This window comes from Ulvibacter sp. 2305UL32-6 (assembly GCF_058148545.1).
Map to the genome: position 1 here is coordinate 724,095 of NZ_JBYVKA010000002.1, position 15,015 is coordinate 739,109.

General features: G+C 35.8%; 12 protein-coding genes. 5 read left to right on the forward strand and 7 right to left on the reverse strand.

Annotated features, from left to right (window positions below; all coding sequences use genetic code 11):
* Positions 1 to 3: 3 nt before the first annotated feature.
* From scpA to ACY2RU_RS09225, 5 genes are all read left to right on the forward strand, one after another.
* Positions 4 to 2,133 (forward strand): methylmalonyl-CoA mutase, encoded by a 2,130-nt coding sequence (gene scpA, locus ACY2RU_RS09205; RefSeq protein WP_490138148.1) that lies wholly within the window; start codon positions 4 to 6, stop codon positions 2,131 to 2,133.
* A gap of 9 nt (positions 2,134 to 2,142) precedes the next feature.
* Complete coding sequence (locus tag ACY2RU_RS09210) at positions 2,143 to 2,652, forward strand: DUF3124 domain-containing protein (RefSeq protein WP_490138149.1); 510 nt, start codon at positions 2,143 to 2,145, stop codon at positions 2,650 to 2,652.
* A gap of 85 nt (positions 2,653 to 2,737) precedes the next feature.
* Complete coding sequence (locus ACY2RU_RS09215; protein WP_490138150.1) at positions 2,738 to 3,661, forward strand: hypothetical protein; 924 nt, start codon at positions 2,738 to 2,740, stop codon at positions 3,659 to 3,661.
* Entirely contained in the window at positions 3,661 to 4,194 is a 534-nt protein-coding gene (locus ACY2RU_RS09220) for a GNAT family N-acetyltransferase (RefSeq protein WP_490138151.1), read from the forward strand. Before ACY2RU_RS09215 ends, ACY2RU_RS09220 begins: the two co-directional genes overlap by 1 nt.
* Complete coding sequence (locus ACY2RU_RS09225; protein WP_490138152.1) at positions 4,195 to 5,001, forward strand: hypothetical protein; 807 nt, start codon at positions 4,195 to 4,197, stop codon at positions 4,999 to 5,001. It abuts the gene before it with no gap.
* Positions 5,002 to 5,037: 36 nt separating this feature from the next.
* On the opposite strand, the gene ACY2RU_RS09230 is transcribed toward ACY2RU_RS09225, so the two are convergent.
* From ACY2RU_RS09230 to ACY2RU_RS09260, 7 genes are all read right to left on the reverse strand, one after another.
* On the reverse strand, positions 5,038 to 5,262 hold the full coding sequence (locus tag ACY2RU_RS09230) for a hypothetical protein (protein ID WP_490138153.1): 225 nt from the start codon (positions 5,260 to 5,262) through the stop codon (positions 5,038 to 5,040).
* Between the two features lie 99 nt (positions 5,263 to 5,361).
* The gene (locus ACY2RU_RS09235) at positions 5,362 to 6,912 is read right to left on the reverse strand and encodes a lipase family protein (protein WP_490138154.1); all 1,551 of its coding nucleotides are present in this window, start codon (positions 6,910 to 6,912) and stop codon (positions 5,362 to 5,364) included.
* Positions 6,913 to 7,082: 170 nt separating this feature from the next.
* Positions 7,083 to 8,600, reverse strand: a complete 1,518-nt coding sequence (locus tag ACY2RU_RS09240; RefSeq protein WP_490138155.1) for an ArnT family glycosyltransferase — start codon at positions 8,598 to 8,600, stop codon at positions 7,083 to 7,085.
* 559 nt (positions 8,601 to 9,159) lie between these two features.
* The gene (locus tag ACY2RU_RS09245; protein ID WP_490138156.1) at positions 9,160 to 9,891 is read right to left on the reverse strand and encodes a phospholipase D family protein; all 732 of its coding nucleotides are present in this window, start codon (positions 9,889 to 9,891) and stop codon (positions 9,160 to 9,162) included.
* A 167-nt stretch (positions 9,892 to 10,058) separates the two neighbouring features.
* Entirely contained in the window at positions 10,059 to 11,396 is a 1,338-nt protein-coding gene (locus ACY2RU_RS09250) for a nucleotide-binding domain-containing protein (RefSeq protein WP_490138285.1), read from the reverse strand.
* A complete protein-coding gene (locus tag ACY2RU_RS09255) occupies positions 11,396 to 12,496 on the reverse strand; it encodes an SAVED domain-containing protein (RefSeq protein ID WP_490138157.1) in 1,101 nt (366 codons plus the stop codon). Before ACY2RU_RS09255 ends, ACY2RU_RS09250 begins: the two co-directional genes overlap by 1 nt.
* 224 nt (positions 12,497 to 12,720) lie before the next feature.
* Positions 12,721 to 15,000: an AAA family ATPase gene (locus ACY2RU_RS09260; RefSeq protein ID WP_490138158.1), complete on the reverse strand. Its 2,280-nt coding sequence runs from the start codon at positions 14,998 to 15,000 to the stop codon at positions 12,721 to 12,723.
* Between the last annotated feature and the right edge of the window lie 15 nt (positions 15,001 to 15,015).

Here is a 15,015-nt window from a genome sequence, read left to right on the forward strand (position 1 = left end):
GTAATGAGTAGAAAAAATATTCAACATATCAATTTAGACGTTGCCGAAACGGTTTCAGAACAAACCATACTTGCTGTCGATACTGCCGAAGGTATTTCAGTAAAAAAGGAATATCACGCAAGCGATCTGGAAAAACTTCATCACCTCGATTTTGTGGCGGGAATTGCGCCCAACCTTCGTGGCCCCTACTCGACCATGTATGTGCGTAGACCTTGGACCATTAGACAATACGCAGGTTTTTCTACCGCGGAAGAAAGCAATGCCTTTTATCGCCGAAATTTAGCTGGCGGACAAAAAGGGCTCTCTGTTGCATTTGATCTGGCAACCCATCGCGGCTATGACAGTGATCATGATCGCGTGGTAGGTGATGTTGGAAAAGCAGGCGTTGCAATTGATAGTGTGGAAGACATGAAGATCTTGTTTGACCAGATTCCGTTAGATAAAATGAGCGTTTCTATGACCATGAACGGCGCCGTTTTGCCCATTATGGCGTTTTATATTGTCGCTGCGGAAGAACAAGGTGTTTCACCTAAAGATCTGGCGGGAACCATTCAGAATGATATTTTAAAGGAATTTATGGTGCGAAACACCTACATCTACCCACCTACGCCCTCAATGAAGATCATCAGCGATATTTTTGAATACACTTCGCAAAACATGCCGAAATTCAATTCGATCTCTATTTCTGGTTACCATATGCAAGAAGCTGGCGCCACCTGCGACATTGAACTTGCTTACACCCTGGCAGACGGAATTGAATATATCAAAAAAGGTCTCGAAGCAGGTATGGATATTGACACCTTCGCTCCCCGACTCTCCTTTTTCTGGGCCATCGGGATGAATCATTTTATGGAGATCGCTAAAATGCGCGCCGCGAGAATGCTTTGGGCAAAGCTCGTTAAACAATTCAATCCAAAAAACGAAAAATCATTAGCACTCCGAACCCATTGCCAAACCAGTGGTTGGAGTCTTACCGAACAAGATCCATTCAATAACGTAGCAAGAACCTGTATTGAAGCCTCTGCTGCGGCTTTCGGTGGAACACAGTCGTTACACACCAATGCTTTAGATGAAGCCATTGCGCTGCCAACCGACTTCTCCGCGCGTATTGCTCGAAATACACAGATCTATTTACAACAGGAAACCCAGATCACCAAAACGGTTGATCCTTGGGCAGGGAGTTATTATGTAGAATCATTGACCAACGATATTGCTGAAAAAGCCTGGGAACTGATTCAAGAAGTAGACGAACTCGGCGGAATGACCAAAGCCATTGAAGCGGGTATTCCGAAATTACGTATCGAAGAAGCTGCTGCAAAAAAACAGGCGCGTATTGACAGCGGACAAGACATCATTGTAGGTGTTAATAAATACCGATTAGACAAAGAAGATCCACTGCAGATCTTAGATGTCGATAATGAAAAGGTACGCCTATCACAATTGGAGCGTTTGGCAAGTGTTAAAGCCGAGCGTAACGATGCTAAAGTGAAAGCTGCCCTTTTAAAATTAACCGAATGTGCTAAAACAGCTGACGGAAATTTATTAGCTTTAGCTGTTGAAGCAGCTCGCGAACGTGCAACACTAGGTGAAATAAGTGATGCGTTGGAAGTGGTCTTCGGAAGATATAAAGCACAAATCAAATCATTTAGCGGTGTATACAGTAAAGAAATGAACAACGATCCCTCTTTTGAAAAAGCGCGTGAAATGGCCAATCAGTTTGCTGAATTGGAAGGGCGTCGCCCGCGCATTATGATCGCAAAAATGGGTCAAGATGGTCACGATCGTGGGGCCAAGGTAGTGGCTACAGGCTATGCCGATGTAGGCTTTGACGTAGATATTGGTCCGTTGTTCCAAACACCTTCCGAAGCTGCACAGCAAGCTATAGAGAATGATGTTCATATTTTAGGCGTATCTTCCTTAGCTGCAGGTCACAAAACCCTGGTACCTCAAGTGATTGAAGCTTTAAAAAGTCACGGTCGGGAAGATATTATGGTGATCGTTGGTGGTGTGATTCCAGCACAGGATTATCAATATTTATTTGATGCAGGCGCCGTTGCGGTTTACGGCCCGGGAACGCGTATTAGCGATGCTGCGATCGAAATGTTGCAAATATTAATTGATTCGGTGGCGTAAAATATAATTATGAAAAATATAGGTTTACTTATTGTGATGACCCTACTCCTCTGCTCCTGCCGAGAAGAAACGGCGATGAGTTCTATTGACCCTGAGAATTGGACGATACGCGCTGCGACGATCAAAGCTTCAGATTCATTGGAATACGGCAAGTCGTACCTATCTATTTATTCACAGATCTATAGCATGTCTGAACACAAAACACACAATCTTACCGCCATGGTGAGTTTGCGAAATACCAGTGACAAAGACACTATCTACCTCCTTCGAGCCACCTATTACGATACCCACGGAAAGGAAGTGCGCACCTATTTTGATACGCCTATTTATTTAGGCCCCATGGAAACCACCGAGATCATCATCGATGAAAAAGACGTTGCAGGGGGTACAGGCTCCAATTTTATCATTGAATGGAACAAACCAAACGATAGCCCCGAACCCCTTTTTGAAGGCGTTATGAGTTCTATTATTGAGCAACAAGGGCTTTCTTTTACTACGCAATCGAAAAGAATTCAATAATTCAACAGCACCTTAAAAAATTAGGTGTAAAGTAATAGATTAAAAAAAAATGCGTTCTCTTAGGGTAACTATTAACCTCCCATTTATGAAACGTGTCCTTTTTTATGTATTCGGAATTCTTGTTTTAAACCTTACATTGTCTTGTGCTTCAGATGATTCAAAAAGCAGCAACGATGGTGACCCGTTGGCTAATGTGGTAATCTCATCTAAAATCGAAACCTCCATAAATACAGCTGTGGATCCCGCCGATGACAACTATACCATTGTAGAAAACACACCCCTCAACGCTAATAAATATACAGAGACAACGAGCGAGTTTTATACAAATGATATATTGACAACTAGTTCAGTTGATACTGAATATGAGTACAATAATGCTGGCTTTTTAACCAATCAAAATAACGCTGATATTATATTTTCACGTGAATACTTCTACGATACAAGTAATACTGTGATCGCTGGATATCTTTATTTAGACAATGGAGCGGTTTCCTATTACCGTTTTGTAAGTCAGCCAAATAACGTTTATTTCCACGAACGAATAGACTCACCTCATACTGACCCTAGTGCCGAGATCATCAGAAGAGTGATCATTGAGTTAAATGATAACGGACAGGTAGTTTCCGCAGGAAGAGATATTGATCTGGACGGCGCTATAGATAATGTTCGCACTTTTACATATGCCGAAAACGGTAATTTATTGACCGCTACTGACACCTCTCAAACGTTTATTTTCTCTTATACAGATATAATTGACACCGAAAATTTTATTCAGAATGAAATGATTGGCGTAAAAAATATCTCTATTATTTACGGTGAGCTTTATGGGTTGTATGAACTTGATAGGCTTTATGAAGATCCTAGTTCTTACAATCTTTCTACGGAAGAAGCTGCCAATGCTACTTATGAAGTAAATCAGGCCAACTTTTACACCAAAATTACCTACCCTGAAAATAACGATGGAAGCCACGTTAACACACGAACGGTTGAGTATCTGTTTGCCAATTAATGAATGCATATTTAATTCAAACAGCACGACTCGGACTTCGGAATTGGATCGAAAATGATCTTGTCCCTTTTGCTGAAATGTGCGCCGATGCTGAAGTTATGCGCTACTTTCCGAAGCCATTAACAACTTCCGAAGTTGCAGCACTAATTGAACGTTTTCAGAAACACTTTGACGAATTTGGCTACACCTATTTTGCGGTTGATGAACTGGCTACTGGTAAATTTATTGGTTTTACGGGCTTGATGTATCAAACATACGAAGCACCATTTACACCCAATGCCGATATTGGCTGGCGTTTAAAGCAAAGCGCCTGGGGAAAGGGTTTTGCTTCGGAAGCTGCCACGGCTTGCCTCGATTATGGTTTTAAAACCAAAAAACTTTCGGCGATCTACGCTGTTTGTCCGAAGCAGAATCAACCTTCCGAAGGTGTGATGAAAAAAATTGGCATGCATTACGATACAAAATTTATACATCCCGCCCTTGACGATTATCCGGTACTAGCCGAATGTTTGCTCTATAAGATCGAGCCGTAGATGCTAAGGCGAATTGGCTATATCGTGCTACATTTGATAGTTGTTTTACTGCTAACGGCCCTTACACAGGTTGGCGGACTCGTCTATCTTTTGGTCATTCTTTTTATTAGATCGAATTTAAACCGCTATCGCCTAAAGCGCCTTGCTTTATTTATGACGGTTTATCTTTTGGCAACCTTACTGATCGTTCCTTTTGTGGCGCCTTTCTTCGGAAGAGAAAAAATTAAAAATACAGAGATTGTTCGTCCGCACTCCCTTTTTTACACCCTTGCCAACCGAAACTACGTCACACCGCAACTCAATGAAGCGTTGCAAGCGATCTCAAAACGTTTTGCAGGCACATATCCCAACATTGAGATCCGCTATTTGGATGCAAATCTGCCGTTTGTAAATGGCTTTCCGCTACTGCCGCATTTAAGTCATAAGGACGGAAAAAAACTGGATATCACGTTAGTTTATAAAGATGCGGAAGGTGTTAGCAATAGGAAACCTTCGGTAAGTGGTTATGGCGTATATGCTGACCCAACAGCTTCAGAATTTGATCAAACCCGTTTTTGCAAAGAAAAAGGTTATTGGCAATATGATTTTCCGAAGTATTTATCATTAGGCGCCATCAACGATGATCTTTCCCTTTCCGAAGAAGCCACCGCCACCCTAATCAAAGCGATCGTAGCGCAACCCGAAATTAGCAAGGTTTTTATCGAGCCGCACTTAAAAAACCGACTGCGACTTACAAGTCCAAAGATCCGTTTTCACGGCTGCCAGGCGGTGCGGCACGATGATCATATTCATTTGCAGGTACGGTGAGTTTGGGAAAGCTCTATACGGTTAGAGCGAATTAATTTATTCTATGATCGCATAGTCAATACTTAATTTTCGTAACGCTCTTAAAGCAGAACCCGTATTTTTATCTTTTAACTCGATATCTACAGCATCTCCTTCCAGCAGGATATCGGTAAGTTCATTCGACAAGGATTCGTTCATGTTTGCTGAAATTTCAGCAATACATTTGGCTATGGCTCTTTCATCGGGCCGTTGGGCATCACAAGACAACAAGTTTATTTTCATAATTACGTATCTGCATACAAGATACGAGCCTTAGGGTCATGCCGGAGGCTTTTTCTAAATTAATATCGTTTTCGTTTTCGGTGTTAAAAACAGAATGCTTTACTTTTTGACATAATTCATCTCCCTTTCTACGATTGCACACGCCAATTTAAAGAGATATTCATCAATACTGTGTTCGTCAATTTGCCCTGTTTCGAAATCCGTTCCGTAGCCCATAGAAGCAGTTTCATGTGGGTTAATTCTTAAAAAGGCTGAAGACCTTTTAACCGATTTCGCCACTTGGTCCATTTGTATTCTCAGCTTTTCTTGTACTTCCGGGGCTAGCTGCTCAAAGGTGAGTTCCTTTGCTAGACTTACCGCTTTTCCTGCGGTATTTAAGGCTGTGATCTTGTGACCACGCATAAATTTGCGCTCCAGATCCCCCAAATGAACAAAACCCATGATCTCTGGCGGAATGGCAGGCACCAAATCTTTATCACTGGTGTGTAAGAATGTTTTTTTCGCTAAGCGCGCATCATAGGCCGCTTTAAAATCTGAATTTCCAACGCGCGGAGATCCGTAGGTATATACGCCAGAAACCGTATAATTTTTTAGTGTAAGACGATAGGCTAATAATTGTGCGAGTCCGCCACCAAGACTATGCCCCGTAACGATGACCTTTTTATTTTTATCAATGCTGGTTTCTAGTTTGTCCCAGACCTCATTCAGTGCATTTTGAAAGCCAGCGTGCACCTTCCCATTTCCGCCAAAAGCTTGTTTTTTATTGAACTTTAGATCTGTCAGTATATCGGTAACGCTGCTGGTTCCTCTAAAACAAATGATCTGGTAGTTACCTTTTTGCGACAGAAAAACTTCGGTATCTAAGCGTTCCCCTTTGATCCATTTAAAAGACGAAAAACCACGAAGTGCGAGTTGTTTTTTTATGAATTCAGGATCGAAGTACGAGAGATTGCTAAATTCGGCTAGGATCGCTGCATTTTCCAGAGTGTACCCTTTTCCGTTGAAATCGAATGCCGTTGGCGGAATCACATCAGGTCTTCCGTAGCGGATCTTGTTTACTGTAATACCCGCCGCTCGTAGACCAAAGAAATCAATTTGGCCGCAGCTTTCACAGCTGACTGCGCTATCTGCCAAGTGAAAACGATCTGGCCCGCTTCCGCTGACGCTAAAGTTTACACCATGTAATCGTGCATATCGGGTAAGCAGCTCCTTGAACTCGGTGGTGGTTGGTTTGCCTTTTACCGCATAACCGTTGTCTGTATTCACCACATAATGCATAAAAACGGTTTCGATGGCTTGTTGCATGGTCGTTTCTTCGGAAATCGCCTGCCTCAGTTGTTTTCGGAAAATAATAAGTGTCTCTGCGAGGTCTTTGTTTTGGGTGTGTATTTTAAGTAACAAGGCATTTTGCGCGGCTAGGTTTGCATAACTGTAGGCAAAGCCTCGGGTGATGGTTGCAATATGCGACGCACCTAAACTATTTTTCTCTAAGGCGATCATTGCCAAACCTAGGGTTTCTTCGGAAGGCATGTGCTGTGCGTCTACAGGCTGTAAAAACGAAATGGATTGGTCTGACGTTATGTTTTGCGCAAACGAGACGAGCTGTAACAAAGAAAAAAGAAGCGCGAAATAGATGGTTTTGGCGGTCATGCGGAGGCTTATAAAATATGCAGTTAAGATACTCAAAAAGAATACATTATAAGCCTTAACACATCAGATTTACAAAACGTGTTAGCCAGGAACCTAGGGAGTCGTAGAATGAAGACTCACAAGTTTATTTTTAATTTTATTCAAAAGAGAATATACTTTATTGCACCGCTTTATTCGAATATTCTATCTTTAAATAATTCTCTTAGGTCGTCAAATGACTGTTTTGGCTTTTTACAAATATAAATATGCTGATGTAGTTCTTCTTCATTTTCTGAGTAGGGATTGTAGACTGTTTTTACTTTAACCACTTCATTGAAATATCCTTGGAAAAAATCCCCAACATTGTAGCCCAAGGCTATCGTTACAACTGGCATTTCTCCTTTAGGCCCCCAATTATAGAAGCTACCGTGTAAAGAAAATGCCTCTGGCAAATCATATTGCTCGTTGAACAAGTTGACGGCTCCTGCCTGTGCGTAATGTTTTCCCCAAATGATCGTATTTTGTTTTTCAGTGTTAGATAATCCATTATAAACATTTTGTAATTCCTTTAATGTTGTCTCCCATTTGTCCTTTGAATATCTTTCATCAAATCGGACGTTGTACTTTCCTCCTGGTACAATTTCTCTATTTTCATGTGGATAATCATGTTTTAGATAACTTTCTAAAGGAAATATAGGCATACCAAAAGGAATTAGAAAAATGCCCGTTAAAAGAATAACTGTTATTGGATAAATCAACCATTTTCTTTTTATGAGAATTATATTTTCCCAAAAAACACCCCCGAATGTTAAAATAGTAAGTGCAATAGGAAAGAAATAATATCCTTTCCCTTGGCTAAAAGCTAACAATAAGATGGATAGTAATATAGAGACTGATAGTGCTCTGTATTTCTTCATTGAATTATGAAACATTGAGATGATCGCCACAATTAAAATTATTGATGTCATTGGGTTCAATGCCATAAGCAATCCTTGTAAAACGTCTAATGGTGCTTGTTGATCTAATTGGGTTTCGTAAAGTCGGTCAAACATTTTTAAGACAGGAAAATCATTTACAATTTGCCAAATAATATTAGGACTAATCAAAAGGAGAAAAACAATGATATTCCACCAAAATTTGTGTTCTATTAACTGTTGTCTTGTTGGCTTGAAGAGTAACAAGGATGATACTCCGAAAATAAAAAATATAGCATCATACTTTGTTAGAAATGCCAATGCGGTAAAAATTGTTAAGAGCCACAGGTATTTTTTGTCGAGGTATTTCACATATTTTGTTAGAAAGTAGAAATTCAATACCCAAAACAATTGACTAAAAACAACAGGCTGAAATAACTGTTGAGAGCGGCCAAATGCGGGGGCTATAATTATACATAGTAATACCAAAAAAACAGCTTTTGCTTTTCCACCTAATTCTACAATGATCTTAGAAATGACAATAAGTATTAAAATTGCTGAAATATGGGAGAAAATATGATGAATGAAGACAGCATTTGACTGAAACAAATTTTGAATAAAAGCAATAATTCCAATTAGTGGCGGAAACTCCATAAACCCAAACGCAAGATGGTTTCCTGTTTCAATATGTAGCAGTTCATCTCCTTGAAAACCCGAATTCATATCGGCTATTAAATGAAGCGCCAATTTGATAATGCAAAAAGCAAATATGATACGTTTGATTTGTTTATTCATCTATTTTTTTTGCATTATCGCGGTTTTTTAAATGGCACACAATGCTTTTGCATACGGCCCCTAGGTTGCAAATTATAAAATTATTTTTAGATGAAGTACAAGGTGAATTTTTAAATTTTATTTAATAAATATCAGCCAAAATTAAAGTTTGGCGACTTTCACCATCTTTTATATATACTGTTGTAAGCAGTTTATTTCAGAGTACTTTCGTCAATCCAAGTTATTCTGAATCTATCACAAATCGCGCTAAACATTTCTTTATCAAGTGGCTTTGTGTCTCTTAAAGTTGCTCGACCCTATTTTGTGCGAAAAGAACAGGCTGTAGCAAAGAAAAAAGAAGTGCGAGATAGATGGTTTTGGCGGTCATGTTTAGGTTGATAGAATATGTAGTTAAGGTACTTAAAAAGAATAAGTTAATGAACTTACAGTCAGAGATTTACTTTCTTTTAGCAAAAAACAATTGTTGGTAGGGTTCTTTGCTTATTGTAGGATTCTATATGTATGAAATTTTCAGAGCTGTTTAGGGTGAGGGTGGTGTGAAATTAAAATAAGAAAAATCCTATTCTACGATATGTTTTGCGATAGCTTCTGGCCAAATAACGAATCTTCCGTATTGCCCTTCTTTTTCAATCCCGCCGACTTCTTTGCCTCTTTTGGTAGTGACCCAATTATCGTCTTTCTTATACATTAGCTTGTTATCTGTAAACCAACTGTTTACTTTTCTACTACTTAAGCCTGTTAGAGTTGATAATTCTTTAGTTGTTAAAAGTTTTGAATTTTTTATATCTTCAGTTTTTTTGACATTAAGAATGGTTTGTTCAGTCTGCTTCTCAATTTCTTTGTCCACTTTTTTTACCGAAACTCGAATTTCTTCACTGATTGTTAAAAGCCTTTGAACCTCATTATAAATATCATTATATAAATCGCCGTCTTCCTCCTTGGTAACGTGAATGCCCATCTCATCATTGTTTTGTTGAGAAAAAGAATACAAATTCATAGAAGTAACAATGGCCTCGTTTTCATTTAGATAACATTTTGCATGCAATGTGCTACAAAGGCTTGTTCTAATACCTATTTGACTTTCAAGCCAGTTGCTCTCCTCAACTTGCAATTTGTTTTCACGGTAAATAATTCTAATATCCCTTTTCTGAATATTGAGGTTTTCTAAATGATCTTTTATTCTTTTATGAAATTGAAGATATGGACTAATTAAAATAAGTCTATCAGTAGTAGTCTTTATTAGTTCTTCTAAATGGTAGGAGACACCTGTTGTGTTTAAAAATTTTGCCATTACTTATTTAAGTTTGATCGGTTTTAAAAATTCACAATAGTTATTGGGTATTGCCACTAATTGAACACCTAATTTAGCAAATACAACCCAAATAGAAAATCTACGAGGATTTTCGTAAGTAGGCTAGAACAAGCAATTACTTATAGCCATTGTTGTGTATAGTGCTTTTACTTTTTAATTATTACTTCAAATTTCTCAGATGTCATAATTTGGTTGTTTTTAATTATCTGACAAATTAGCTTATGTTTTCCTTTGTATGCTGTTCTTTCCCAATGCGAAAAAGAACTTGCATACACGTTTTCATCTAGCGTTTCGTGACCTAAGTCCGGTATAGCTTCTGCTTCATCACCTTCATTTTCAACTATCCATTTAACATCAAAAGGCGCAGGAATACTTGTGGTTGCAGTAAATTTCAGCCACATTTTCTTTGGGATTTTCATTGAGCCATTTGGAACATTAGAATTTAAGCGAAAGCCTTTTTTGCTAATATGTAAACTTGCATTTAAATTGATTTGACTTGAAGGAAGAAAAATACTTTCATCTAAAAAACTAAATGCTTTTGTTTCTATTTTCCAAAAGTCAGAATTGAAAACCCATTTCCAAGCGCTATAAGCTTTTTCTTCATCACAATCAGAACTTGATAAAATTTCTAGCTTTCTTACAGCTTGTTTTAATTTATCTTTAAGTCTGTTTACTTCGTTTTTATATATGCTTTTTTCAGTTAATTCTGAAGCTTTATCAGTCGGATTAAAAACTTGGTTATTATATTTAAGTCTATTGTATATTGATTCAATTGTTTTAACTAATGAAACATCATCTCTATGATAATCTGGAATATAGCATTCTGATGCTAAAATAGAGATAACCAAACCGCCTGGTAAACTCCAGTTTTCCCTTGATTTTGTGAATTTTTTAAGTAGTCTAACAATTCTTCTAAATTGCCCATTTTCAACTGTTGCCCCATTTGTTTTTTGCGGACTATTATTCATAACAAAATTGTTAAACCAAATTGTAATATCTTGAGGATTCCTGTTTTGCCAATCAGCACCTGCGTGTTCGTATATAGTATTGCCAAAAAAATCAGTTGATTCTCTATAGACAGCAAAGTCTACGTGATAACCTTCACTATACCATATAGTCACTGCATTTGTCCTTGCTTCAGGTTGTTTTGAAAAATTACCCGTTTTCTCTCTTAATGCTTTTTCTATTAATTTTCTTGAATTTAAGGCACTTGATGGCAAACTATCTTTTGGAAAAATAATAGCAATATCAATGTCATAATCATTATCATCGTGCCGATTAGCCGTATGCATTGCTATACTTCCTTGTTCTAAAACAGATGGATGTGGATACGATTTATTTTCTTTTTCATTAATCGAATCAATTCCTGAATTTAATCTATCAATATTTAGCTTTTTATATTCTCTAAGTTTATTTCTGTCCGCTTCTTTGAGTCTTACAACGTCATTATAAAAATCACTTAGTTTAGTGTTAAGGTTGTACATCAATTAATTACGATTTTGGAAGAGTCATCTTCATTTAAGTTTATTGCCCATTTATATTTTGGTATAGCATTACTCATATAATTATAAACTAAAAATTTTGGGTCTGTTCTTTTGCTGATTTTACGACCTAAATTTATAGCTAAAGAAACTGGGCCAGAATAGAATAAGTGAATTAAGGTTATATCTGGATGTTCGCTTATTATTTGGTCTACTGACTCTCTAAACATTTGAGAAATAACTTTTATTTCAGTGGTGTTGTTTATTGAATCTAATTTAATTGGATTTAGTGAAATTGATTTAAAAATAGCAATATTAGAGACTACATCTTGTATCAATATATCATTTATTGGGTAACTTATTTCAATTTTTATAACAGCTTCTTTTATTTGACTATCTCTTGAAACACAGTTTTGATTTATATCTAAATTATTTTCTCCTTTATCCAAATAATCCCAATGATAACTATTGCGATTATACTCAAAGAATTCAATTTTAAATTTATCTGCTATTTTTGAGCCAATATCAAAAAGAAGAGGAATATGGGCTAAACCAAAATAAGCAATTTCTGTGTTTGGATTTGTCCTTGTTAATGTAGCTAATTCAGATATAAGGTTTTGCTGTTCAAATACAGCGTAATCAGGAAAATTTAATTCACCAGATTTATATGTCTTAGTTTGGTTAATTATTATTGTTTGGACTTCATAATCTTTATAATAGCCATTTCTTATTTTTGAAAAACTAGGATTTAAGAAATCATCTATTGATTTATGTAAAATTGCTATCAGTAACTTGGGCTTTTCTTTATTCTTTTTATCAAACCATTTATTTAAAAAGTAAATACCTAAACCAATTAAAAAAAGTGCAAATCCTATAATCGTGGTCGACCATTCAATAACTGTTATACCTAAATCGGTTCCATATTGTTTTTTTAATTCTTCTTTCGCTATGTTTAGAGCTATTGCAACCCACCAAGATATTCCAGTGAGACCAGCAGTCACTAAAGCTAATCCTGTCCGAATACAAATCTTTACAACCCATCTGTCTAATCGAGGTTTGTAAATAGATATTATTTTAAATATAAATTGTTCTAGTCTATTCAACCTGTTTTTTCGTTTTTCGGCATTATACACAACGGTCTCGTATAAGAATAGTAAGGGATTAAAATATACTAACTTTCATATCTAGCACTTAGCCAAATTTACAATTTTACCGTTATTTTCTTTTAACCGTCAAATTGTAAATTTGGCGGACTTTGTTAATATGTACCAACTTAGGGTTTGGCACTTAACCCTTATTATTTGTATACATTGTTACCTGCTGGCTTTTATTCCGTTTCCATTTGTTCATCCATCATCATTTCATAATGTTCTCTACCGATATTATTGAATATTTCTTTAAAAACATCAAATAAAAGTTGTGGCAATTCACTAGATACCTTTTGATAATATACTCCATCTAATGCTGTAACTTTATGGCTTTCGTCATTTATAGAAGCAACAAAGGCATATTTTAAATAATATTCTGGACTTTGTCTATCATCATTTAGTATCGAACTCCAAGCATCATTTCCTATTCCAATGAAGTGTACATAGCTTTCAATTATCCTTCTCATTGAGTTTGATATTAGAATATTTAAATCAGAATTTTGTGGAAGATTTGCCTTTAATTCTTTTATTGTATTCCAAAGTAAAGCGTAGTCATCCGTTATTGTTTTATCCCTCTGTCCTTGAATTAGGGACGAGTTATTTACTTTGGAAATTTTGTAATGCCAATAATCAGTACACATTGGTCGTTTTGCAAAAGAAACTTCTTTATAAAAATAAAGATTATGAGTTAGGATAAAGACTTGGTTAATATTCTCATTTTTAAATAATTTTTTATCTGGACGATTATTACCTTTCCTTAATATTAGTTGATGAATTAATGATGAGATAACAAACAACGATTGACTATCAAGGCTAGAAACAGGGTCATCTATCACTATGATTTTCTTTTTCGTACTATTCGTAATAATATCATCTGTTCCAACACATAATTGATAAAAATATAAAAATGAAATAAAGCTTTTTTCACCTTCACTTAGTGTTTTGAAAACTGGGTTTTCATTTGTACTGTTTGGTCTTTTTAAATAGTATTGAGAAATATTATTGACACTATCTTTTTCTTTAATCTCAAAACTTTCAAAACCTGAATTTTTTAAAATTAAATTGATATTATCTACCGCATCTTGTGTGTTTACGGTTTGACCTCTTAGAGTTTCAATTTCACCTCTCGTAGTGATTAACTCTGTATCATAATTGGTAATGAACTCGTCTGATAATGTATTTATCCTTTCATATTTATCTTGCCTTAGTTTAAATTCTTCAATCTTTACTTTACTTTTATTAGCCATATAGACCCAAATTGAAGAGATAAGATTTTTTTTATTTTGGTCTAATTCTAATAGAGCCTGATTGTTGATTTTAATTGATTTTACTATTGCTGACAAAGAGCTTTTAACAGTATTTAAAGAGATTATTTGCTTTCTCTCATTTGAGTTTAGAATTTTCGATTCAATTTGCTTTATGTTATCAGAAAATAATTGTTGTAAGCTAATATAAGTGTTAGATAAAATACTCTTAGGATTATGTAAACTTTGTATTTCAAATATGTTTTCCAAAAATGAATTGGTTTTTTCTTTGTATTGTGTTAAAAGTTGTTCAATATTTTCTATCTCTTTTTTTGATGTTTCATCAAAGTATTGATTAAATTGAGTTCTTAAATTTTCATTTATGGTTTCTTGCTGACAAAAGGGACAAATGCTATCTACTTTTTTTATTAGCTCAAGCCCTGATTCTACCCAGCTTCTAGAGTCTAAGGATTTTATTAATCTGTCTATATCAACATCCTCATTACCGACAATTATTTTATTTAGCAATGGGCCAAATTTCAGTTCTAAATATCTAATTTCTTTGTACAAGTTTGAATTGACTGTAGTTTGAATTTGAGATATTTCTTTCTCGTAATATTCATTATACTGGTCAGTTAATTCTCTTATTGTTGGAATATCTGTCGGAAGTGACCCTAGAATTTGTTTGAGCTTATTAAGATGATTTGGTTTACTGCCTGGATATTGAAGGCTTAATTTTGTGAAAGAATTGAAAGCATTCCTTTTATTCCAACAAAAGCCAAGAAGTTGGGTGTTTTTGTTCTGTTTATCTGTTTCAAGATTTCTTTTTACTGCTATTCTTTTTGTCTTTAAATCTTGAAGATTATTAATTCTATCCTGTTTACTAGCAATTTGCCTATCAATTATGTCATTGGTCTCATTTAAAGAGAACACTCCTTTTAAAAGTGGGTTTCTATTAAAATTAACTTCTACAAAGTTTTCGTCATAAACTAGAATTTGTTGATTTGATTCATCATAGCCACTATTAGTGCAATCAGCAAATAATTCATCTCTATTGGCTGATTCTTGCCCTATATTGAAAAGATATTTAGCTATGGTTGATTTTCCTGAACCGTTAGAACCAAAAAAGAAATTTAGCTTTTTCAAATCGAATAATTCAACTCCATTTTCTGGTTCATAAGAAGCAATATTTTTTAATAGAATTGATTCAATCATTTTTTTTCTTGGTTT